Source organism: Rhodococcus sp. LMD, from assembly GCF_056108245.1.
In genome coordinates, this window is the sequence record NZ_CM148557.1 from 3,189,869 (window position 1) to 3,211,464 (window position 21,596).

21 protein-coding genes are annotated in these 21,596 nt (G+C 71.2%); 10 read left to right on the forward strand and 11 right to left on the reverse strand.

Going from position 1 to position 21,596, the window contains the following annotated elements:
* Nucleotides 1-133: 133 nt before the first annotated feature.
* Nucleotides 134-1,552, forward strand: coding sequence for an amidase (locus ACWPQI_RS14645; RefSeq protein WP_017680327.1), 1,419 nt, complete (start codon nucleotides 134-136; stop codon nucleotides 1,550-1,552).
* Nucleotides 1,543-2,175, forward strand: coding sequence for a TetR/AcrR family transcriptional regulator (locus tag ACWPQI_RS14650; protein WP_017680326.1), 633 nt, complete (start codon nucleotides 1,543-1,545; stop codon nucleotides 2,173-2,175). The genes ACWPQI_RS14645 and ACWPQI_RS14650 overlap by 10 nt, the downstream gene beginning before the upstream one ends.
* Here the strand turns inward: ACWPQI_RS14650 and ACWPQI_RS14655 are convergent.
* From ACWPQI_RS14655 to ACWPQI_RS14680, 6 genes are all read right to left on the reverse strand, one after another.
* Nucleotides 2,142-2,447: a hypothetical protein gene (locus ACWPQI_RS14655; RefSeq protein WP_010594262.1), complete on the reverse strand. Its 306-nt coding sequence runs from the start codon at nucleotides 2,445-2,447 to the stop codon at nucleotides 2,142-2,144. The genes ACWPQI_RS14650 and ACWPQI_RS14655 overlap by 34 nt on opposite strands.
* 62 nt (nucleotides 2,448-2,509) lie before the next feature.
* Nucleotides 2,510-3,427, reverse strand: a complete 918-nt coding sequence (gene era, locus ACWPQI_RS14660; RefSeq protein WP_010594261.1) for a GTPase Era — start codon at nucleotides 3,425-3,427, stop codon at nucleotides 2,510-2,512.
* A 67-nt stretch (nucleotides 3,428-3,494) separates the two neighbouring features.
* Entirely contained in the window at nucleotides 3,495-4,805 is a 1,311-nt protein-coding gene (locus ACWPQI_RS14665) for a hemolysin family protein (RefSeq protein ID WP_017680325.1), read from the reverse strand.
* A gap of 24 nt (nucleotides 4,806-4,829) precedes the next feature.
* Nucleotides 4,830-5,372 (reverse strand): rRNA maturation RNase YbeY, encoded by a 543-nt coding sequence (gene ybeY / locus ACWPQI_RS14670; RefSeq protein WP_003937044.1) that lies wholly within the window; start codon nucleotides 5,370-5,372, stop codon nucleotides 4,830-4,832.
* Between the two features lie 67 nt (nucleotides 5,373-5,439).
* Complete coding sequence (locus ACWPQI_RS14675) at nucleotides 5,440-6,507, reverse strand: PhoH family protein (RefSeq protein ID WP_010594259.1); 1,068 nt, start codon at nucleotides 6,505-6,507, stop codon at nucleotides 5,440-5,442.
* 62 nt (nucleotides 6,508-6,569) lie between these two features.
* On the reverse strand, nucleotides 6,570-7,244 hold the full coding sequence (locus tag ACWPQI_RS14680) for a TetR/AcrR family transcriptional regulator (protein ID WP_048771123.1): 675 nt from the start codon (nucleotides 7,242-7,244) through the stop codon (nucleotides 6,570-6,572).
* Between the two features lie 127 nt (nucleotides 7,245-7,371).
* On the opposite strand from ACWPQI_RS14680, the gene ACWPQI_RS14685 reads away from it, so the two are divergent.
* On the forward strand, nucleotides 7,372-8,946 hold the full coding sequence (locus tag ACWPQI_RS14685) for an MFS transporter (RefSeq protein ID WP_010594256.1): 1,575 nt from the start codon (nucleotides 7,372-7,374) through the stop codon (nucleotides 8,944-8,946).
* Nucleotides 8,947-8,950: 4 nt separating this feature from the next.
* Here the strand turns inward: ACWPQI_RS14685 and ACWPQI_RS14690 are convergent, their stop codons facing one another.
* The 4 genes from ACWPQI_RS14690 to hrcA form a co-directional block, all read right to left on the reverse strand.
* On the reverse strand, nucleotides 8,951-9,742 hold the full coding sequence (locus ACWPQI_RS14690) for an alpha/beta hydrolase family protein (RefSeq protein WP_026137654.1): 792 nt from the start codon (nucleotides 9,740-9,742) through the stop codon (nucleotides 8,951-8,953).
* A gap of 13 nt (nucleotides 9,743-9,755) precedes the next feature.
* On the reverse strand, nucleotides 9,756-10,517 hold the full coding sequence (locus tag ACWPQI_RS14695; protein ID WP_017680321.1) for a 16S rRNA (uracil(1498)-N(3))-methyltransferase: 762 nt from the start codon (nucleotides 10,515-10,517) through the stop codon (nucleotides 9,756-9,758).
* A 9-nt stretch (nucleotides 10,518-10,526) separates the two neighbouring features.
* Nucleotides 10,527-11,678: a molecular chaperone DnaJ gene (gene dnaJ, locus ACWPQI_RS14700; RefSeq protein ID WP_010594253.1), complete on the reverse strand. Its 1,152-nt coding sequence runs from the start codon at nucleotides 11,676-11,678 to the stop codon at nucleotides 10,527-10,529.
* A gap of 72 nt (nucleotides 11,679-11,750) precedes the next feature.
* Nucleotides 11,751-12,794, reverse strand: a complete 1,044-nt coding sequence (gene hrcA / locus ACWPQI_RS14705; protein ID WP_017680320.1) for a heat-inducible transcriptional repressor HrcA — start codon at nucleotides 12,792-12,794, stop codon at nucleotides 11,751-11,753.
* Between the two features lie 149 nt (nucleotides 12,795-12,943).
* On the opposite strand from hrcA, the gene ACWPQI_RS14710 reads away from it, so the two are divergent.
* On the forward strand, nucleotides 12,944-13,279 hold the full coding sequence (locus tag ACWPQI_RS14710; protein WP_010594251.1) for a type II toxin-antitoxin system VapB family antitoxin: 336 nt from the start codon (nucleotides 12,944-12,946) through the stop codon (nucleotides 13,277-13,279).
* 118 nt (nucleotides 13,280-13,397) lie between these two features.
* Here ACWPQI_RS14710 and hemW read toward each other — a convergent pair whose 3' ends face one another.
* Nucleotides 13,398-14,600, reverse strand: a complete 1,203-nt coding sequence (hemW, locus tag ACWPQI_RS14715) for a radical SAM family heme chaperone HemW (RefSeq protein ID WP_102031218.1) — start codon at nucleotides 14,598-14,600, stop codon at nucleotides 13,398-13,400.
* Between the two features lie 512 nt (nucleotides 14,601-15,112).
* Between hemW and ACWPQI_RS14720 the strand changes: the two genes are divergently transcribed.
* The 6 genes from ACWPQI_RS14720 to ACWPQI_RS14745 all read left to right on the forward strand — a co-directional run bounded on the left by ACWPQI_RS14720 (nucleotide 15,113) and on the right by ACWPQI_RS14745 (nucleotide 21,546).
* A complete protein-coding gene (locus tag ACWPQI_RS14720) occupies nucleotides 15,113-16,840 on the forward strand; it encodes a nitrite/sulfite reductase (protein ID WP_010594248.1) in 1,728 nt (575 codons plus the stop codon).
* Nucleotides 16,837-17,574, forward strand: coding sequence for a phosphoadenylyl-sulfate reductase (locus ACWPQI_RS14725; protein ID WP_010594247.1), 738 nt, complete (start codon nucleotides 16,837-16,839; stop codon nucleotides 17,572-17,574). The genes ACWPQI_RS14720 and ACWPQI_RS14725 overlap by 4 nt, the downstream gene beginning before the upstream one ends.
* Nucleotides 17,571-18,515, forward strand: coding sequence for a sulfate adenylyltransferase subunit CysD (gene cysD, locus ACWPQI_RS14730; protein ID WP_010594246.1), 945 nt, complete (start codon nucleotides 17,571-17,573; stop codon nucleotides 18,513-18,515). The genes ACWPQI_RS14725 and cysD overlap by 4 nt, the downstream gene beginning before the upstream one ends.
* A gap of 2 nt (nucleotides 18,516-18,517) precedes the next feature.
* Complete coding sequence (locus ACWPQI_RS14735; RefSeq protein ID WP_010594245.1) at nucleotides 18,518-19,840, forward strand: sulfate adenylyltransferase subunit 1; 1,323 nt, start codon at nucleotides 18,518-18,520, stop codon at nucleotides 19,838-19,840.
* Entirely contained in the window at nucleotides 19,837-20,592 is a 756-nt protein-coding gene (locus ACWPQI_RS14740) for a sirohydrochlorin chelatase (protein WP_010594244.1), read from the forward strand. The genes ACWPQI_RS14735 and ACWPQI_RS14740 overlap by 4 nt, the downstream gene beginning before the upstream one ends.
* A gap of 72 nt (nucleotides 20,593-20,664) precedes the next feature.
* On the forward strand, nucleotides 20,665-21,546 hold the full coding sequence (locus ACWPQI_RS14745) for a universal stress protein (protein ID WP_010594243.1): 882 nt from the start codon (nucleotides 20,665-20,667) through the stop codon (nucleotides 21,544-21,546).
* The last annotated feature ends 50 nt before the right edge of the window (nucleotides 21,547-21,596 follow it).

Here is a 21,596-nt window from a genome sequence, read left to right on the forward strand (position 1 = left end):
GGGCATACCCAGCGCCCCGCCGCTGATGGCCTAAATGTGACGAGCATCACATCTTTCGGTGCGGGCTCTCGACCGGAGCCACTGGAACACGTTACTGTTCGTTCGAACGAACAGCACAGGAGGACGCCGCCGTATGACCGCACCCCGCGCCGACACCCGCGCGCCGGGCCTCGCCGCCGAGGCCGCCGCCCTCGCCGCGGGCGCCATCACGTCCGTCGCCGCGACGCGGGCCGCCCTGGACCGCATCGCGGCCGCCGATCCCGCCCTCAACGCCTTCCGGAGCGTCCGGCGGGAGCGGGCCCTCGCGGAGGCCGAACAGGCCGACCGGCGTCTCGCCGCCGGGGTCCGCCTCCCCTTGCTCGGCGTGCCGGTCGCGGTGAAGGACGACACGGACATCGCACAGGAGGTCACCGCGTTCGGATGCGCCGGCGAGTTCACCGTCCGCGAGCAGGACGCCGAGGTGGTGCGGCGACTGCGGGCCGCCGGTGCGGTGATCGTCGGCAAGACGAACACCCCCGAACTGGGCCAGTGGCCGTTCACCGGCGGCAGCGCGTTCGGTCACACCCGCAACCCGTGGCACCGCGACCACACCCCCGGCGGGTCGTCGGGGGGCAGTGCCGCGGCGGTGGCAGCGGGGATGGTGTCCGCGGCCCTCGGCTCGGACGGCGCCGGATCGGTCCGCATACCGGCCGCCTGGACCAACCTCGTGGGTATCAAGCCGCAGCGCGGGCGGATCTCGATGTGGCCCGATCCCGAGGCGTTCTACGGCCTGACCACGCACGGCCCCCTCGCGCGCACGGTCGCCGACGCCGCACTGCTGCTCGACGCGGTCGCAGGCGGCCACGTCGGCGACCTGCACGAAGCCGAGGCCGTCACGGTGTCCGACGCCGTGGGCCGCGACCCGGGCCGGCTCCGCGTCGCGCTCTCGTTCGCCCTGCCGTACACCGCTACCCGCACCCGGCTGCACGGCGAGATCCGCGCGGGGGTGGACTCCCTGGCCGGTGCCCTGCGCGCCCTGGGTCACGAGGTCACCCTCGCCGACCCCGCCTACGGCCCACTGCTGGGCCTGAACTTTCTGCCCCGGTCGATGGCGGGGATCGACGACTGGGTGCGACGCCTGCCGGACCCCGCCCTGGCCGACCCCCGGACCCGGGCGAACGCGCGCACCGGCCGGGTGCTCCGCGGCCGCGCGCTCCGTGCCGCCCGGGCCGCCGAACCGCGCATCCGCCGGCGCATCGGCGCGATCTTCGACCGGTTCGACGTGATCCTCGCCCCCACCACGGCGACCCCGCCCCCGGCGGTGGATGCGATGGACGGACTCGGCGGCTGGGCCACCGACAAGGTGATCACCGCCGCCTGCCCCTACACCTGGCCATGGAACGTCCTGGGCTGGCCCAGCGTGAACATCCCGGCGGGATTCACCGGATCGGGCCTGCCGATCGGCGCCCAGCTCATGGGGCACGAGAACGCGGAGCCTGTGCTGATCTCCCTCGCCTCCCAGCTCGAGTCGGAACTGCGCTGGGATCGTCACACGCCGCGGCGATGGTGGTGAGCGCGATGGGCACGGATGTCCGCGGCAGAATCGTCGCGGCGACCCTGCACCTGATCGGCACGGACGGCATCGCCGCGGTCACCAACCGCCGCATCGCCGCCCGGGCGGGGGTCTCGCTCGGGTCGATCACCTACCACTTCCCCACCCAGTCCGATCTGCTGCGCTCGGCGCTCACGACGTTCGTCGCCGACGAGACCACACGACTGCGCGAGCTCGCGCAGGAGTACCGGAGCCGGGATCCGAGCCTGGTCGACGCCGCAGCACTCACCGAGCAGGTGGCCGAGGACCTGTCGTTCTCGGCCGAGCGGATCGCCCCGTTCGAGCTCTACATCCAGGCGGGCAGGGATGCCCAGCTGCGGGACGCCGCGGCACAGTGCTGGTCCGCCTACGATGCACTGACCGCCACCATTCTCACCGAACTCGGCGTTCCCCGAGCGGAATCGATCGCGCCGACGCTGGTTGCCACGATCACGGGCCTGCAGCTGCGGCGCCTCGCCACCGGCGGCGCGGTGGACATCGCGACCTCCGTCCTGCACCTGGTCCGCAGTGCGGTGTCCGCGGACACCGCCGGAGACGACGCGGCCACCGATCACACCACGGTGGCGACGACGAAGACCACGTAGGCCGCGAGGGCGCTCCGCACGACGACGTCGACCGACCGGCGCGGGGCGCGCACCGCGAACAGGACGGAGGCCGTCGCCAGCAGCGCCCAGCACACCGGGTGGCCGTAGCGGATCGCCGCTTCCTGCACCCCGGTCGTGGCGCCGGCCTTCGCCGGCACCACGAACACCCAGAGCACGGCGAGCCCGAGACACAGTGCCGCGAGAACGACGCCGACCGCGGCGCGATTCCGCGTCACCACCGCCCGCACACCGCTCGCCGAATCACCGTTCACGGCTGCCTCTTCCGTGTTCGCGGGCCGGGGCGTGTCCCCGAGACCCCGGGGACCACCGTAGATCAGAAGCCGAGGCGGCCGAGCTGCTTCGGATCTCGCTGCCAGTCCTTGGCGACCTTGACGTGCAGATCGAGGTAGATCTTCACACCGAGCAGCTTCTCGATCTGCGACCGGGCGGCGGTACCCACCTCGCGCAGGCGCGCACCGCCCTTGCCGATGACGATGCCCTTCTGGCTCGGCCGCTCCACGTACAGCAGCGCGTGCACGTCGAGCAGTTCGCCCTGCTTCTCGGTTCGACCCTCCCGCTCGGAGATCTCCTCGATCACGACCGCGAGCGAATGGGGCAGCTCGTCGCCGAGCCCCTCGAGCGCAGCCTCGCGGATCAGCTCGGCCATGAGCGTCTCCTCGGGCTCGTCCGTCAGCTCCCCGTCGGGGTAGAACGCCGGGCCGGGTTCCATGTGCGAGGCGAGAACGTCGACGAGGACCTCGAGCTGTTCCCCCGAGGTGGCGGACACGGGAACGACGTCCACGTCGGGTCCCAGCAGCTCGGACACCGCGAGCAGCTGCGGTGCGAGTCGTTCCTTGCTCACCTTGTCGATCTTCGTGACGATGCCGATCAGCTTCGTGCGCGGGGCAACCTGCCGCACCTGTTCGACGATCCAGCGGTCACCGGGGCCGATCTTCTCGTCCGCGGGAATGCACACGCAGACCGCGTCGACCTCCGAATAGGTGTCGCGCACCAGGTCGTTGAGCCGCTGCCCGAGCAGGGTCCGCGGCCGATGCAGGCCGGGGGTGTCGACGAGGATGATCTGTGCGTGTTCCCGGTGGACGATGCCCCGGATGGTGTGCCGGGTGGTCTGCGGACGCGACGAGGTGATCGCAATCTTGCTGCCCACGAGCGCATTCGTCAGCGTCGACTTGCCGGTGTTGGGGCGGCCGACGAAACACACGAAGCCGGAACGGAAGTCGGGATCGGTCAATGCAGAACTCCTCGTCTGTGGTGCCGCCGAACGGGTCGGCACGGGGTGTGGGGCCTCGGCGACGAGGTCACCCGTCGACCGGCTCCTCGGCGACCGCGGCGGCCTCCTCGGTCGCGGGAACCCGTTGCACGTACACGGTGTTGATGCGGACCCGGCCGCGGGCGTCGCGGCCGCCCTCGCCGCGCAGCCGCAAACCGTGGATCTCCACCTCGGAGCCCGGCAACGGTACCCGGCCGAGCACGAATCCGAGCAGTCCACCGGCGGTGTCGACCTCGAGATCGTCGAGCGCGACGTCGAACAGGTCACCGAGGTCCTCGACGGGCAATCGAGCGGAGACCCGGAAGGTGCCGTCGCCGAGATCCTCGACGGGGGCGATCTCTGCGGTGTCGTACTCGTCGGCGATCTCGCCGACGATTTCCTCGATGATGTCCTCGATGGTGACGAGACCGGCGATGCCGCCGTACTCGTCGACGAGCAGCGCCATGTGATTGCGGTCGCGCTGCATGTCGGCCAGCAGATCGTCGAGACGCTTGGAATCGGGGACGAACACCGCCGGCCGCATCACCTCGGCCACGGTCACGCTCCGGCCGCCGTCGCGTGAATAGTAGGTCTGCTGCACCAGATCCTTCAGGTACACGACGCCGCGGATGTCGTCGACGTTCTCGCCGACCACGGGGATGCGGGAGTGCCCGCTGCGCACCGCGAGCGAGGTGGCCTGGCCGGCGGTCTTGTCCGCCTCGATCCACACCATCTCGGGACGCGGCACCATCACCTCGCGCGCCGTGGTGTCACCGAAGTCGAACACCGACTGGATCATCCGCCGTTCCTCGGCCGCGACGACGCCACGCTCCTGAGCCATGTCCACCAGCTCGCGCAGCTCGATCTCGTTGGCGAACGGCCCGTTCCGGAATCCGCGGCCGGGCGTGATCGCATTGCCGATCAGGATCAGCAGCCTGCTCAGCGGGCCGAGCAGCACACCGATCACGCGCAGCGGCACCGTTGCGCCCAGGGCAATGGAATACGCGTGCTGGCGGCCGAGGGTGCGCGGACCCACGCCGATCACCATGTAGTCCACGAGCACCATGACCACGGCAGCGGTGACCAGCGCCCAGGTGTGGTCCATCCGGTCGAGCAGCGCCGCCACCAGCACGACCGTCGCGGTGATCTCGCACAGAATGCGGAGCAGCACCATCAGGTTGACGTACCGGGGGCGGTCTCCGAGGATCACCAGCAGCTTCTGCGCGCTGGGCCGTTCCCCCTTCGCCAGTTCCTCCACCCGGGCCGGGGAGACCGTGTTCAGCGCCGAGTCGACCGCCGCGAACAATCCGCCGAGCGCCACCAGCACGACGGCGGCGACGACGAGCGCTGGGGCACTCATGCCGGTGCTCCGATCACGACGCCGCTACCGCTCGGTCGGGTCGAAGAACCCGGCCTTGCCGAGGAGCTGCTGGTCGCGGGCGGCGAGCCGGGCCTCGTGCTCCGCGCGCCGCAGTTCCTCGTACCACTCCTCGAGGAGCTGATTCTGCAGACCGAACATCTCCTTCTCCTCGTCGGGTTCGGCGTGGTCGTAGCCGAGCAGGTGCAGAACGCCGTGGACGGTGAGCACCGCGAGTTCGTGCGCGAGTGAATGGCCGGCCTTGTCGGCCTGTTCCGCAGCGAAGGACGGACACAGCACGATGTCGCCGAGCATCGAGGGGCCGGGCTCGGGAGCGTCGGGGCGGCCGCCGGGTTCGAGCTCGTCCATGGGAAAGGACATCACATCGGTGGGGCCGGGCAGGTCCATCCAGCGCATGTGCAGATCGGCCATGGTGCCGGAGTCGACGAGCACCATCGACAGTTCTGCGGCGGGGTGCACGTCCATCCGGGCGATGACGAACCGTGCGATGTCGATCAGGTCCTCCTCGGCGACGTCCATCCCCGATTCGTTCGAGATCTCGATGCTCATCTGTGGAGTTCCTTCTGGGCAGCTGCGGACACGGCGGGTGCGAGGCGGGAGGGGCCCTCGGTCGCGGTCACCGGCGCGGCACCCGGTTCTGGGCCGCTGCCCGCCGCTGGGCGCGGTTGCCCATCGCGACGCCGGCCGGCCGATCGGCCTCGAATCGCTCGTAGGCGTCGACGATGTCGGAGACGAGCCGGTGACGCACCACGTCGCTGCTGTCGAGGACCGCGAAGTGGATGCCGTCGATGCCGTCGAGGATCTCGGCGGCGGCGGCCAGCCCGGAGCGGGCGCCTCCGGGCAGGTCCACCTGTGTGGTGTCGCCGGTGACGACGATCTTCGACCCGAAGCCGAGCCGGGTCAGGAACATCTTCATCTGTTCGGCGGTCGTGTTCTGGGCCTCGTCGAGGATGATGAACGCGTCGTTGAGGGTGCGTCCGCGCATGTACGCCAGCGGTGCGACTTCGATGACTCCGGCCTGCATCAGCTTCGGGATGGCTTCCGGATCCATCATGTCGTGCAGCGCGTCGTGCAGCGGGCGCAGGTACGGGTCGATCTTCTCGTGCAGCGTGCCGGGCAGGAAGCCGAGGCGCTCCCCCGCCTCGACGGCGGGACGCGTGAGGATGATGCGGGTGACCTGCTTCGACTGCAGCGCCTGCACGGCCTTGGCCATGGCGAGGTACGTCTTGCCGGTGCCGGCGGGCCCGATGCCGAACACGATCGTGTTGGTGTCGATGGCGTCGACGTAACGCTTCTGGTTGAGGGTCTTGGGCCGGATGGTCTTGCCGCGCCGGGACAGGATGTCGAGGCTGAGGACGTCGGCCGGCGCGTCGGACAGGCCCTGCGTGAGCATGCCCACGGTGCGGCGCACCGCGTCCGGGGTCACCGGCTGCCCGCGTCCGACGAGGGTGACGAGTTGCCCGAGCACCCGTTCCGCGAGCGCGACGTCCGCGGGCGCGCCGGTGAGGGTGACGGAGTTGCCGCGTACGTGGATGTCCGCGCCGAGTGCCCGTTCGAGGGCGATGAGATTCTCGTCGGCCGAGCCGAGCAGCGGTGCCGCAGCTTCGGGAGGCAGGTCCAAGTTGGAACGGACGGTGGTCCGTTCGGCGTTCCCGGTGTCTCGGGTGTCGTCTGGTTCACTCACGTGGACGGTACGGCCTGCTTTCGGGTCGGCTGGCGCACGACGGGTGTCGTGACGATGTCAGTCTAGCGCCGGGTGTCTCCGCGCCCCACCGCATTGCCGCCCGGCGCGGGTGCCCGGTGCTGATCCCACGGCGTTCGCCGGGCCCGCTGGACGACGGCGACGGCACGCTCCGGTGGAACCCCCATCAGGACGAGGGCGGCCAGGGCGACCGACTCACCCGCGTCGTGCACCATGCCGCGGTTGGCCTGCTCGAGGGTGGCCATCGTGAGCCCCTCGAGCATCCCGACGAGGACGACGGGCGGCAGGTACGCGGAGAACACCCCCGACCGGCGGCCCCGCTCCACGATCGCGAGGGTGCGGGTGCGCAGCGGGGCGATGAGCTCACCGATGCGCTCGTCGCCGACCTCCTTGCGCGCGAAGGACAACAGCACGCGGAAGCGGTCTCCGACGGGCCAGGTCATGAGGGCGGCGACGGCGAGCGCCAGGTCGGGTTCCTCGGGATCCGGCCGGTCGACCGCCGCCGCGAGCGCGGCGGCCGCCTCTTCCGCGATGCCGTCGACGAGCGCCTCGCGGCTCGGGAAGTGGGCGTAGACGGTGCGGCGCACCACGCCGGCAGCCTGGGCGACGTCGTCCATGCTGGCGTCCGGGTCGGCCGCGAAACACCCCATCGCCGCCTCGAGGATCCGGGCTCGGTTCCGGCTCGTCCGCCGCCGCGGCTCCCGGCCCGGTTCGGCCACGCTGAACACCTTCTTCCACCGGAGAGTGTGACGTCCGTCAACTTTACTTGCACACAGGTGTGCAACTTTCTAACTTGCACATGGATGTGCAAATTGCCGCCGCACCGGCATGTCGTGAGGAGCGCCGATGACCTCGAGCCTGGTCCGTCCGGCCACGGATCCCACCCGCCCGTATCCGCGCCGGTGGGCCGGCCTCGCGGTGCTCTGCCTGAGCCTGCTGATCGTCGTGATGGCCAACACCGCACTCATCGTCGCGGCGCCGAGCATGCTGCGCGAACTGCAGCTGACCAGCACCGACCTGCAGTGGGTCATCGACGGCTACACCGTGCCCTACGCCGCGCTGATGCTGCTCGCGGGCGTCCTCGGCGACCGTTACGGCCGCCGGCGCGCCCTCCTCACCGGCCTCGCCGTCTTCGCCGGGGGCGCCGTGTTCGGCAGCCTCGCCGGCACCGCGGCCGAAGTGATCGGCGCCCGCATCACGATGGGCGTCGGCGCCGCGGTGATCATGCCCGCAACCCTGTCCCTGCTCGTCGCCATGTTCCCCGCCGCGGAACGACCCCGCGCAATCGCCGCGTGGGCCGCGACGTCCGGACTGGCGATCGCGCTCGGGCCCCTGCTCGCGGGGTGGCTGCTCGAACAGCACGCGTGGGGCTCGACGTTCCTCGTCAACGTGCCGATCGCGGCATTCGCCGCGGTCGGGGCGCTCGCACTGGTGCCGCCCTCGCGGGCCGAGCACGTCACCCGCATCGACTGGGTCGGCGGCGCCCTGTCCGTAGCCGCCGTCGGCGCGCTCGTCGCCGGCATCATCGAGGGTTTCCACTTCGGTTGGCACGCAACGGCGCTCGGCGCGCTGACGGTCGCCCTCCTCGCCGGCGGCGGCTTCGTCGCCTGGGAGCTGCGGCACCCGCAGCCGCTGCTGGCCCTCGGGCGCGTCGCCGACCGGTCCGTCGCAGGTGCGTGCCTGTCCGTGCTGCTGCTCTTCCTCACGTCGTTCGGGGCGATCTACTTCGTGGCGCAGCAGTTCCAGTTCGTGTTCGGCTACAGTCCGCTCGAGACCGGCCTGCGCCTGCTTCCACTGGCCGCCGCGGTCTCGGTCGGATCGGCCGTGAGCGGCCGGCTGGCGCCGCGTCTCGGCGCGCGCGTCGCGATCGGTGCCGGCACGGCGGTCGCCGCCGCCGGAGTCCTCACTCTGACCCTCCTCGACGCCGGTTCCGGATACACGATCTTCCTCGTCGCGCTCGTTCTCCTCGGCCTCGGCATCGGGCTGGCCGCTCCGCCGGCCACCGACCTCGTGATGAGCGGATTCCCCGAGCCCGAACTCGGCGCCGCGGGCGGCCTCAACGACACCGCCGTCGAACTCGGCGGATCCCTCGGCATCGCCGTGCTGGGCTCGGTCCTGGCCACCACGTACCAGCGTGAGATCTCCGCGTTCCTCACCGGACTACCGCTCGCGAACCTCGACGGGCCGACGGCCGCGCAGGCCGACACGGCCGTCGCCGCCGCGGGCGATTCCGTGGGCGGCGCTGCCCTCGTCGCCGAGGAGCTGGCGAAGAACCCGTTCGCCTCCTCTTACGCCCGACCGCTTCTCGACGCGTCGGCCGACGCGTTCTCGGAGGCGATCACGTCGGCAAGCCTCGTCGGCGGCGTCGCCCTGGCCGTCGGCGCCGTCGTCGTCACCGCGGTCCTGCCCCCGCGCCGCTGAACCGTCAGCCCTCCCGACGCACCCGCGAACCGATCGGCTCCGGGGCGAGCAGCAGCTCGCGCGACAGCGCCCAGCTGCGCGTCCGCTTGTCGAGGAACGCAAAGTGATCCTCACCGTCGACGACGTGCAGTGCCACCGGATCACCCGCGGCGGCCGCCGCCTCGGCATAGCGCTCGGCGACCCTCACCGGCACCTGTGCGTCCTCGGTGCCGTGCACGAGCGCGACCGGCACCCCGATCGGCACCCGGTGCCGGGGCGACGCCGACCGGTACAACTGCGGGTCCGCCTCGTAGGGCTGACCGAACAGATCCTCGATGTAGCCCACCCGGCGGCCACGTTCGCCCGCGGACGCGAGGTCGAGCGCACCCGCCTGGGCGACGACGAGTTCGGGACGCACCTGCGTTCGCTGGCCCGCGAGCCACACGGCGAGCTGACCACCGGCCGAGTGCCCGACCACCCGCACCCGGTCCGGATCCAGTGCGACGCCCCCGGCCCGGGCCCGCTCGGCCACCGCGGTAGCGACGGCGTCGAGGGCGGCGACGATGTCGGCGGACATCTCCGGCCACCGCCCGCCCGCACCGATCCGCCGGTACTCGACGTTCCAGGCGGCCACGCCGTGCGCGGCAAGTTCGAGCGAGAGTGGCGTACCGAGGGTGAGGTGGTACTCGCCGCTCCAGAATCCGCCGTGGACGACCATCACCACCGGTACGGGCACGCCCGGATCCGTGGCGTCCGGCAGGTACAGGTGGCCGAACTGCTGCGGCTGCGGACCGTAGGCGATGCGCACTCGGGACATGTTCTCGAGTGTGTCAGTGGAGCGGTCGCGCATCCCAACGCGGGGTCAGCACACCCACCGCGCCCAGCGCGACCGCCGCAGCCGTGGACGTTCGCAGTACCGTCGGCCCGAGCAGCACCGGCCGCGCTCCCGCCGTCGTCAGCGCCGCGAGCTCGGCGTCGTCGACGCCGCCCTCCGGCCCGACCACGAGCAGCAGTTCGGCGGCAGCGGCCAGGGGCAGCGAACCGAAGGGGTCGGTCGCGGACTCGTGCAGGACCGCCGCGACGCCCCCGCGAGCGACCGTCGCGCGCACGGCCTCGGCGACGTCCGCGGTCCGATGGACCGGCGCGACCTCGGGCACGTGCGGACGCCGGGACTGTTTCGCGGCCGCCACCGCGACGGCCTGCCATCGCCCGACGCCCTTGGCGGCCTTCGGTCCGTCCCACCGGGCGACGCACCGCGCAGCCTGCCACGGCACGAACGCGTCCGCGCCCGCCTCCGTCGCCAGTTCCACCGCCAGTTCGGAACGATCGGATTTCGGCAATGCCTGCACCACGGTGACCCGGGGGCGCGGTGCGGGAACCTCCCGACGCGCCAGGACGCGGGCCTCGAGCCGGTCCTTCGCGGTGGCCGTCACCTCCACGTCGGCGAGGTGGCCGCGCCCGTCCGACAGGACGAGACGCTCGCCCACCGCGATGCGCCGCACGGTCGCCGCGTGGCGACCCTCCTTGCCGTCGAGGACCGCGACCGCTCCCGCCTCGGGCAGCGGATCGAGGTAGAACAGGGTAGCGGCCACCGCGCGGCCTCAGCGCGCGCTGAACGCGTCGCGCAGCCGGGAGAAGAAGCCCCCGGCGTGCTGCGAGCCGGTGGTGACGACCTCGGGCACCTCGTGCTCGCGCTTGCGCCGGAACTCCTCGAGCAGCTTGACCTGCTTGCCGTCGAGCTTCGCCGGGACGACGACCTCGAGGTGGGCGTGCACGTCCCCGCGCACCCCGGAACGCAGTTTGGGCATGCCGTGGCCGCGGAGCACCACCACCGACCCGGGCTGAGTACCGGGATCGACGGTGATCTCGGCGGGCCCGTCGACGAGGGTGTCGAGCACGACGGTGGTACCGAGTGCCGCGTCGACCATCGGGACCCGGATCGTGCAGTGCAGGTCGTCGCCGTCGCGCACGAACACGTCGTGCGCCTGCTCGATGATCTCGACGTACAGGTCGCCGGCGGGGCCGCCGCCGGGGCCGACCTCGCCCTGCGCCGCCAGCCGGATACGCATGCCGTTGCTGACACCGGCCGGCACCTTGACCGTGATCTCACGGCGGGCCCGCACCCGGCCGTCGCCGCCGCACTTGCGGCACGGGTCCGGGATCGTCTCCCCGGCGCCGCGACACGTCGGGCACGGGCGCGACGTCATGACCTGACCCAGGAACGAGCGCTGCACCGACTGCACCTCACCGGCGCCGCCACACGTCTCGCACCGTACGGCCTTGGAGTCGCCGTGGGTACCGGACCCGGCACACCCGTCGCACAGGATCGCGGTCTCCACGGCGATCTGCTTGGTGACACCGGTGGCGCACTCCTCGAGTGTCAGCCGGGTGCGCAGCAGCGAGTCCGCGCCGGGCTGGACGCGGCCCCGGGGTCCGCGGGACGTTGTCGCCCCGCCGCCGAAGAACGCCTCGAACACGTCGCCGAGACCACCGAAGCCGGCTCCCGAGAAGCCCCCGCCCGCCGCCCCCGGGCCGGTTTCGAGCGGATCCCCGCCGAGATCGACGATGCGCCGCTTCTCCGGGTCGGAGAGCACCTCGTACGCCGTGGAGATCTCCTGGAACCTCTTCTGCGCCGCCTCGTCCGGGTTCACATCCGGGTGGTGCTCGCGCGCAAGCTTGCGGTACGCCCGCTTGATCTCCTGATCGGTCGCGTTCTTCGACACGCCGAGCGTCCCGTAGTAGTCCCGTGCCACGTGAGTTCTTCGTCCTTCTCTATTCGCACAGCTAGTTGTGTCGTCGGATGGTCCGTCGGCGCCGACCGGCGCTCAGCGTTCGCCGAGCACCTCACCGATGTAGCGGGCGACCGCAGCCACCGACGCAATCGTCCCCGGATAGTCCATCCGGGTGGGGCCGAGCACACCGAGGCCACCGAAGACGGTGCCCGCGGCACCGTACCCGGTGGACACCACGGACGTGCCGCGCATCTGCTCGACCTGGGTCTCCTCGCCGATCCGCACCGTCACCCGCCCGGCGTCCTGGGTCGCCGCCAGGAGCTTGAGAACCACCACCTGCTCCTCGAGCGCCTCGAGCACGGTACGCAACGAGCCGGGGAAGCCCGCATGCGCGTCGAAGTCGGCGGCGTTGCGTGTCAGGTTCGCCGTGCCGCCGAGCACGAGCCGTTCCTCGGGATGTTCGACGAGGGTTTCCACCAGCACGGTCGCGCACCGGATGACCGCATCGCGCAGTCCGTCGGGCGCGTCCCCGGCGAGCTCGCTGACCGCGATCGATGCCGCGGCGAGCCGCTTACCGGTCAGCGCCGCCCCGAGCAGATCCCGCAACCGCGCCAGGTCCTCCTCGCCGAGAACGTCACCGAGCTCGACGATGCGCTGGTCCACCCGGCCGGAGTCGGTGATGAGCACCAGCAGCAATCGCGCAGGAGTCAGCGCAACGACCTCGAGATGGCGGACCGAGGACGCCGACAGCGTGGGGTACTGCACCACCGCGACCTGCCGGGTCAGCTGCGCCAGCAACCGGACGCCGCGGCGCAGCACGTCGTCGAGGTCCACGCCCGACTCGAGGAACTGCAGGATCGCGCGGCGTTCGGCTCCCGAGAGGGGCTTGACGTCGGCGATCCGGTCGACGAACTGGCGGTAACCCTTGTCGGTGGGAACCCGGCCCGAGCTGGTGTGCGGCTGGGTGATGTAGCCCTCGGCCTCGAGCACGGCCATGTCGTTGCGGACCGTCGCGCTGGACACACCCAGGTTGTGGCGTTCGACGAGGGTCTTCGAACCGATCGGTTCCTTGGTGGACACGTAATCGGCCACGATCGCTCGCAACACCTCGAAGCGTCGTTCCTCGGTGCTCGACACCCCGCCCACCTCCGTCTCTGCAGTCGCACCCGGAACGGCACGCATCACCGCAGGACGGTGCACTGCGTGCCGTTTCGCTCCAGTTTAGTCGCCGGGCCGGGGTGGCGAGCGGCACGGCGCCCGCCGACGATGCGTCGTAAGTTGGTGCCATGATCTTCAAGGGCGTCCGGGACGGCAAGCCGTATCCCGACCACGGGCTCTCGCTGCGCGACTGGGCGCAGATCCCTCCCCGGCAGGTGCGGCTGGACCAGATCGTCACCACCACGAAGGTGCTCGAACTCGACCGGCTGCTGTCCGAGGACTCCACCTTCTACGGCGACCTCTTCCCCCACGCCGTCCAGTGGAAGGGCGTGCTGTACCTCGAGGACGGCCTGCACCGCGCCGTCCGCTCGGCGCTGCGCAACCGCACCGTCCTGCACGCGCGGGTGTTCGACTACGACGTCCTGTTCCCGCACACGGCGGACACCGACGCCGCCGAGTCGTAGACGTCGCACTGCCGCGCGGGCATGGTGTCACGCCGCCGGGCGGTCGAGCCGGCCCGCCGCCGTGCAGCTCGAGCCGGCCCGCCGCCGTGCAGCTCAGGGCGGCCCACCGCCGTGCAGCTCAGGTCAGGATCGTGCGCACCACGGCGTCGGCGAGGAGCCGGCCCCGGTCGGTGAGCACCAGCCGGCCGGCGCGCAGTTCGGCGAGGCCGTCCGCGACGACCGTCTCGGCGGCGCGTTGTTCGTCCGGGGTGAGCACGTCCAGCGGCAGGCCGGTGCGCAGCCGCACCTCGAGCATCACCCGCTCGGTGTGGACGTCGGCGGCGGTGAGCAGTTCGCTGCCGCCGACGGGGAGTTCACCGGCAGCGAGCGCGTCCGCATAGCGCGCCGGGTGCTTGACGTTCCACCAACGCACGCCGCCGACGTGGCTGTGGGCCCCCGGCCCGGCCCCCCACCAGTCGCCGCCGTCCCAATAGCCGAGGTTGTGGGCGCACCGGGCCGACGGATCGTCGGCACGCGCCCAGTTCGACACCTCGTACCAGGTCAGACCGGCGGCCTCGAGCCGCGCGTCGATGCGCTCGTAGCGGGCCGCGAGCACGTCGTCGTCGGGGGCCGGCAACTCACCCCGCCGCACCCGGCGGGCGAGCGCGGTGCCGTCCTCGACGATCAGTGCATACGCCGAGACATGATCGACCCCCGCCGCGAGCACGGCATCGAGGGACGCGTCGAGATCCTCGTCCCGCTCCCCCGGGGTCCCGTAGATCAGGTCGAGATTGACGTGGCCGAACCCGGCGGCGCGTGCCTCGCCCGCCGCCGCGACGGCCCGGCCCGGGGTGTGCGTGCGGTCGAGTACCGCCAGCACGTGCGGGGCAGCCGACTGCATGCCCAGCGACACGCGCGTGTATCCGGCCGCACGGATCCGGTCGAAGAAGTCCGGGGACGTCGACTCCGGGTTGGACTCCGTCGTCACCTCCGCGCCGGGGGCGAGGCCGAAACTCGATCGCACCGCGCCGAGCACCTGCCCCAGGCCGTCGGCACCGAGCAACGACGGGGTACCACCACCGACGAAGACGGTCTGCGCCGGCGGAGACCCGAGTAGCTGCGCCGCGGCATCGAGCTCTCGGCGCAGGCCCTCGAGCCACGACTGCGGGGACGCCGACGTGCCGAGCTCCCCGGCGGTGTAGGTGTTGAAGTCGCAGTAGCCGCAGCGCGTCGCGCAGAACGGGACGTGCACGTACACACCGAACGGGCGGGAACCGATCCCGGCCAGCGCCGAAGCCGGCAGCTCGAGTCCTGCACCGACTCCGACACCCGTTCCGCTCACTCCCCCAGTGTTCCAGAAGGCCAGTGTTCCGGAAGGCCAGTGTTCCGGAAGGCCAGTGTTCCGGAAGGCCAGTGTTCCGGAAGGCCTGTGTTCCGGAAGGCCTGTGTTCCGGAAGGCCTGTGTTCCGGATGGCCGGTGTTCCGGAAGCCGCACGGGGCTGTCGCTCGAACACGACCCGGACACGCCACTCCGGGTCCGGCCCTGCCACCTCGGCATTTCCCCGATTTCCGGTGTAAATACCGCCACGTTTCGAGAACAGGGCCGTGACATGGCACAATGGTCCCCATGACCGGACCCGGAGTGCGACTCGTGGCGCGACGCCACGTCGACCTCAAGCGCGTCTGTGCATCGCGGTGTCTGTCCTGCACCGCCGGTTTCTGCGCCGACTGTCGATAGTCGGCCCACCCCCTCCGGCAGCCCCGATTCCTGCCGGATCGAGGCATGTCCGCGCCGGGCTCAGCCCGCCCTGCCGACCCCCGATCCGGTCCCCCGCGAATTCCAGGAGTACCCGTATGTCGTCGACCACCGACGTCTCCCCCGCCGGCGATACGACCGAAACCGCCGCGCCCCGCCCCCGGCCTGCTCGCCCCGCCAAACGGCGCGCGGAGGGCCAGTGGGCTCTCGGATACCGTGAGCCGCTCAACCCCAACGAGCAGGTCAAGAAGGACGACAACCCGCTCAACGTGCGCCGTCGCATCGAAGACATCTACGCGCACACCGGATTCGACGGCATCGACCGGACCGACCTGCGCAACCGGTTCCGCTGGTGGGGCCTGTACACGCAGCGCGAACAGGGCTACGACGGCACCTACACCGGCGACGAGAACATCGATCTGCTCGAGGCGAAGTACTTCATGATGCGGGTGCGCTGCGACGGCGGCGCCCTGAATCTCGCGCAGCTGCGCACCATCGCGGGGATCTCGACCGAGTTCGCGCGCAACACCGCCGACCTGTCGGACCGCGAGAACGTCCAGTACCACTGGATCGAAGTCGAGAACGTCCCGGAGATCTGGCGACGCCTCGAGTCCGTCGGCCTGAAGACGACCGAGGCGTGCGGCGACTGCCCGCGCGTGGTCCTCGGCTCCCCCCTCGCCGGCGAGTCCCTCGACGAGATCATCGACGGCACACCGGCGGTCGAGGAGATCGTCCGCCGCTACATCGGCGACCCGAAGTACTCGAACCTGCCGCGCAAGTTCAAGACCGCGATCTCCGGCCAGCAGGACGTGGTGCACGAGATCAACGACGTCGCGTTCGTCGGCGTGAACCACCCGGAGCACGGCCCCGGGTTCGACCTGTGGGTCGGCGGTGGCCTGTCGACGAATCCGATGCTGGCGCAACGGGTCGGCGCGTGGGTCCCGCTCGCCGAGGTACCCGACGTGTGGGAGGCCGTCGTGTCGGTCTTCCGCGACTACGGCTACCGCCGGCTGCGGTCGAAGGCTCGGCTGAAGTTCCTGGTCAAGGACTGGGGCGTGGAGAAGTTCCGCGAGGTTCTCGAAACGGAGTACCTGAAGCGGCCGATGCTGGACGGGCCCGCCCCGGAGCAGCCGACTCGACCGATCGACCACGTGGGCGTGCAGAAACTGCGCAACGGACTCAACGCGGTCGGCGTCGCCCCCATCGCGGGCCGGGTCTCCGGCACGATCCTCGCCGCCGTCGCCGACGCGGCCGAGAAGGCGGGATCCGATCGCATCCGCTTCACGCCCTACCAGAAGCTCATCGTGCTCGACGTGGCCGACGAGAAGGTCGATCAGCTGATCGCCGACCTCGACGAGCTGGGTCTGCCCGCGAACCCGACGCCGTGGCGCAAGAACCTGATGGCCTGCACGGGCATCGAGTTCTGCAAGTTGTCGTTCGTCGAGACCCGCAAGCGCTCGCAGGCGCTGGTGCCCGAACTCGAGCAGCGCCTCGCCGACGTCAACGCCCAGCTGGACGTTCCGGTGACGATCAACATCAACGGCTGCCCCAACTCGTGCGCACGGTCGCAGGTCGCCGACATCGGCTTCAAGGGCCAGCTCGTCGACGACGGGGACGGCAACCAGGTCGAGGGATTCCAGGTGCACCTCGGCGGGACGCTCGGCATGGACGCGGCATTCGGCCGCAAGCTGCGCCAGCACAAGGTGACCAGCGCCGAGACGGGCGACTACATCGAGCGGGTGGTGCGCAACTTCGTCAAGCACCGCAACGCGGGAGAACGCTTCTCGCAGTGGGTGTTGCGCGCGGACGAGGCCGATTTGCGATGACCGGGGAGCAGACGATCGAAGGACGGAACGTGACGACGACACGGACGACGGAGGAACTGCGGGAACTGGCCGCGCAGGGGGCGGCCGCTCTCGAGGGCGCCTCGGCGCAAGACCTGCTGCAGTGGACCGAGGAGAACTTCGGCGACTCGTACATCGTGGCGTCGAACATGCAGGACGGGGTGCTCGTGCACCTCGCGGCGCAGGTGCACCCCGGCGTGGACGTGCTCTTCCTCGACACCGGTTACCACTTCGCCGAGACCCTCGGCACCCGGGACGCCGTCGCGCAGGTGTACGGCGTGAACCTGGTCGAGGCCAAGGCGCAGCAGACGGTGGCCGAGCAGGACGCCCTGCTCGGTAAGGACCTGTTCGCGCGGGACCCCAACGAGTGCTGCCGCCTGCGGAAGGTGGTGCCGCTGAAGCAGACCCTGGCGGGCTACCAGGCGTGGGTCACCGGCATCCGCCGGGTGGAGGCCCCGACCCGGGCCAACGCCCCGCTGATCTCCTTCGACGACGCCTTCGGGCTGGTGAAGATCAACCCGATCGCCGCGTGGTCCGACGAGGACATGCAGAACTACATCGACGAACACGGGATCCTCGTCAATCCCCTGGTCGACGAGGGCTACCCCTCCATCGGGTGCGCCCCCTGCACCGCCAAACCACTACCCGGAGCCGATCCGCGCAGCGGACGGTGGGCCGGCCGAGCCAAGATCGAATGCGGGTTGCACGCCTCATGACACTCATCGACACGAAATTCACCGAATCCCGGAACACGTCGGACGGCACCAGGTTCGACACCCTCGACGCCCTCGAGTCGGAAGCGATCCACGTCTTCCGCGAGGTCGCCGGCGAGTTCGAGCGCCCGGTGATCCTGTTCTCGGGCGGCAAGGACTCGACGGTCCTGCTGCACCTGGCGCTCAAGGCCTTCTGGCCGGCGCCCCTGCCGTTCGCGCTGCTGCACGTCGACACCGGGCACAATCTTCCCGAGGTCCTCGAGTTCCGCGACCACGTCGTCGAGAAGTACGGGTTGCGGTTGCACGTGGCGAAGGTCGAGGACTACCTCGCCGACGGCCGCCTCACCGAGCGGCCCGACGGGATCCGCAACCCGCTGCAGACGGTGCCGCTGCTCGACGCCATCGCCGACAACCGTTTCGACGCGGTGTTCGGCGGCGGCCGCCGCGACGAGGAACGCTCCCGCGCCAAGGAACGGATCTTCTCCCTGCGCAATGCGTTCGGCCAGTGGGACCCCAAGCGGCAGCGGCCCGAGTTGTGGAACCTCTACAACGGCCGGCACGCCCCGGGCGAGCACGTGCGGGTCTTCCCGCTGAGCAACTTCACCGAGCTCGACATCTGGCGGTACATCGCCCGCGAGGACATCGAACTCGCGAGCATCTACTACGCCCACCAGCGCCCGGTGTACCGGCGGGACGGCATGTGGATGACACCCGGCGTGTGGGGCGGCCCGGCCGAGGGTGAGGAACTCGAGGTCCGGTCGGTGCGCTACCGCACGGTCGGTGACGGGTCCACGACCGGCGCGATCCTGTCCGAGGCGGCCGACAACGAGGCGATCCTCGACGAGGTCGCCGCGTCGCGGCTCACCGAGCGCGGCGCCACCCGCGGCGACGACCGCGTGTCCGAAGCGGCCATGGAGGACCGCAAGCGAGAGGGATATTTCTGATCATGAGCGACCTCCCCGTGCACAGCACGCAGCTGCTCCGGCTCGCCACCGCCGGCAGTGTCGACGACGGCAAGTCCACCCTGGTGGGCCGGCTCCTGTACGACACCAAGTCCGTGCTCGCCGACCAGATCGACGCGGTCACCCGCGCCTCGGTCGACAAGGGGCTCGACACCCCGGACCTGTCCCTGCTCGTCGACGGCCTGCGTGCCGAGCGCGAACAGGGCATCACCATCGACGTCGCGTACCGCTACTTCGCCACCCCCCGGCGCAGTTTCGTGCTGGCGGACACCCCGGGACACGTGCAGTACACCCGCAACACCGTCTCGGGGGCATCCACCGCCCAGCTCGTGGTGCTGCTCGTCGACGCACGCAAGGGTGTGGTCGCGCAGACCCGCAAGCACGCCGCCGTGCTCGCGTTGCTCGGCGTGCCCAAGCTCGTGCTGGCGGTCAACAAGATCGATCTGGTCGACGACCCGGCGGCCGTGTTCGCCGACATCTGCGGCCGGTTCAACGAGCTGACCCGGTCGCTCGGCTGGTCGCCGGAGGACGTGCAGGAGATCCCGGTCTCCGCACTGCACGGCGACAACGTCGCGGTCCGTTCGGAGAACACGCCGTACTACGACGGCCCGACGCTCATCGAGCACCTCGAGTCCGTCCCGGTCGACGCCGACGTCCACGGCCGCCACGAGATCGGGCTGCGGTTCCCGGTGCAGTACGTGATCCGGCCCCGCACCGCCGACTACCCGGACTACCGCGGCTACGCCGGACAGATCGCGGCAGGCACCGTCCGGCCCGGCGACGAGGTCGTGATCCTGCCCGCGGGCACCCGGACCACGATCGAGCGGATCGACACCGCCGACGGCGAGCTCGCGTTCGCCCATGCCGGCCGCAGCGTCACCCTCGTCCTCGCGGACGACGTCGACGTCTCGCGCGGGGACGTCATCGCCGCCCCGGCCGCCGCCCCGGAACCGATCGGCCAGTTCGAGGCGACGGTGTGCTGGCTGGCCGAGAAGCCGCTGCGGCCCGGCGCCCGGCTGCTGCTCAAGCACGGCACCCGCACGACCCAGGCGATCGTCGGGACGCTCGAGGAGCGCTTCGACGAACAGACCCTGACGTCGGTTCCCGCCCCCGAGTCGCTCGAACTCAACGAGATCGCCCGCATCACCGTCCGGGTCGCCGAACCCATCGCGGCCGACGACTACAAGGTCAACCGCCGCACGGGCAGCTTCCTGCTCATCGACCCCGCCGGTGGGAACACCCTCGCCGCGGGCCTGGTGGGCAACAGCCTCGCCGAGATCGAGCTCGGGGACCGCGTCCCCGCATGATCCCCCTCGTCGCCGTCGCGCACGGCAGCCGTGACCCGCGCTCGGCGCGCGCCATGGCTGCCGCGCTGGCGGCGCTGCGGGACCGCCACCCGGACCGGGAGGTGCGGCTTGCGTTCCTGGATCTGAACACCCCCTCGGTGGGGCAGGTCGTCGATGCCGTCGCCGCCGAGGGGCACCGCCGCGTCGTGGTGGTCCCGTTGCTGCTGGGCAGCGCCTTCCACGCCCGGGTCGATCTGCCCGCGCTCCTCGCCGAGGCCCGCGTCCGGCATCCGCGTCTCGACGTGGTCCAGGCGGACGTCCTCGGCGCGGACGACCGTCTCGTGTCCGCGGTCCGCGAGACGATCGGCGCGGCCGGTGTCTCCCGGACCGACCCGAGCGTGGGCGTCGCCCTGTGCGCGGTCGGATCCCGGCGCCGGGACGCCAATGCCGCCACCGCGGCGATCACCCCGCGCCTGCTGCGGGGCACGGCGTGGGCGTGGGGCCGCACGTGCTTCGCCACCGCCGCGGCGCCGACGGTCGTCGACGCCCTGGCGGACCTGCGTGCCGCCGGTGCCAGCACGCTCGTGCTCGCCCCCTGGATGCTCGCGCCCGGACTGCTGTGGGACCGCGCCGTCGCCGCCGCCCGGGCGGAGTTCCCGGAGGTCGTCTGTTCCGGCACCCTCGCGGACTCCCCCGCCGTCGGGTTCGTGGTCGACGAGCGCTACCGGCAGTCGCTCGTGCACGCCGGGGTCGCGTCGCGTCGCACCGCCTGACGCCCACCGATTGCCTCTGGCGCACTCCGGTCCTGTCGGCACAGACTGGACTCGAGGCAAGGAGGCATCGTCATGGCCACAGCACCGATTCGGCACGGGATCGTCGTCGGGGTCGACGGTTCGGACGGCTCGTTCTCCGCGGCGCACTGGGCCGCGTCCGCCGCCCGGATCTTCGGTGAGCCGTTGCACCTGGTCAACGTGCTCCCCGAGGCGCCGAGCGCCACCGGCAGATCCAGGGAGGAGTTCGCCAAGCTCTTGCAGGCCGACAGCGAACGGCTGCTCGAACGTGCCCGGCGCGCGGCGCTCGACGGTCGTACGGATGTCGAGGTCGACTGCAGCAGCCGGTCGGGCCCCCCGGCGAAGACCCTCGTCGAACTGTCGAATACGGCCCGTCTGCTGGTGGTCGGCCGAACCACGACCGGGGAACTGCGCTCGATGTTCGCCGGCTCCGACGTCGTCCGCGTCGCCAACCAGGCCCGCTGCCCGGTCGTGGCGTGGCGGGGCGAAGGCGACCACGAGGAGGTGGACACCCGGCCGGTCGTCGTCGGTGTCGACGGCAGCGCCTTGAGCACGGCCGCCATCGAGCACGCGTTCGAGTTCGCCTCGTTCCTCGGCGTCCCGTTGATCGCGGTGCACGCGTGGACCGAGCAGTCCACCCTGCGCGGCTACGACGAGTCCGCGCGCTTCGTCGACTGGTCGACGTACGCGCAGCAGAAGGCCGCCGACCTCGCGGAGAGCCTGGGCGGGTGGCGCGAGCGATATCCCGACGTCGAGGTGCGGCCCGAGCTCGAGCGCCGCGGCGCGATGGTGGCCCTCATCGAGCGCTCCGTCGACGCGCAACTCGTCGCGGTGGGCAGCCACGGTCGCAGCACGATCGCGTCGGCCCTCCTCGGCTCCACCGGTCAGGGCCTGCTCCACCATTCCCGCTGCCCGGTGCTCATCTGCCGGGAATGACCCTCGGTCCCAGAACTCCGCTTCGCGCAAGGAATTTCGAGCGCCTCGAC

What these genes read in the sequence shown, in the direction of transcription:
- ACWPQI_RS14745 (WP_010594243.1), top strand. Translation starts at nt 20,665, where the DNA reads ATGGCCACAGCACCGATTCGGCACGGGATCGTCGTCGGGGTCGACGGT.
- ACWPQI_RS14690 (WP_026137654.1), bottom strand. Translation starts at nt 9,742, where the DNA reads ATGTCCCGAGTGCGCATCGCCTACGGTCCGCAGCCGCAGCAGTTCGGC.
- cysD (WP_010594246.1), top strand. Translation starts at nt 17,571, where the DNA reads ATGACACTCATCGACACGAAATTCACCGAATCCCGGAACACGTCGGAC.
- ACWPQI_RS14710 (WP_010594251.1), top strand. Translation starts at nt 12,944, where the DNA reads ATGATCTTCAAGGGCGTCCGGGACGGCAAGCCGTATCCCGACCACGGG.
- ybeY (WP_003937044.1), bottom strand. Translation starts at nt 5,372, where the DNA reads ATGAGCATCGAGATCTCGAACGAATCGGGGATGGACGTCGCCGAGGAG.
- ACWPQI_RS14720 (WP_010594248.1), top strand. Translation starts at nt 15,113, where the DNA reads ATGTCGTCGACCACCGACGTCTCCCCCGCCGGCGATACGACCGAAACC.
- ACWPQI_RS14650 (WP_017680326.1), top strand. Translation starts at nt 1,543, where the DNA reads ATGGTGGTGAGCGCGATGGGCACGGATGTCCGCGGCAGAATCGTCGCG.
- ACWPQI_RS14645 (WP_017680327.1), top strand. Translation starts at nt 134, where the DNA reads ATGACCGCACCCCGCGCCGACACCCGCGCGCCGGGCCTCGCCGCCGAG.
- ACWPQI_RS14685 (WP_010594256.1), top strand. Translation starts at nt 7,372, where the DNA reads ATGACCTCGAGCCTGGTCCGTCCGGCCACGGATCCCACCCGCCCGTAT.
- ACWPQI_RS14665 (WP_017680325.1), bottom strand. Translation starts at nt 4,805, where the DNA reads ATGAGTGCCCCAGCGCTCGTCGTCGCCGCCGTCGTGCTGGTGGCGCTC.
- ACWPQI_RS14735 (WP_010594245.1), top strand. Translation starts at nt 18,518, where the DNA reads ATGAGCGACCTCCCCGTGCACAGCACGCAGCTGCTCCGGCTCGCCACC.
- ACWPQI_RS14740 (WP_010594244.1), top strand. Translation starts at nt 19,837, where the DNA reads ATGATCCCCCTCGTCGCCGTCGCGCACGGCAGCCGTGACCCGCGCTCG.
- ACWPQI_RS14725 (WP_010594247.1), top strand. Translation starts at nt 16,837, where the DNA reads ATGACCGGGGAGCAGACGATCGAAGGACGGAACGTGACGACGACACGG.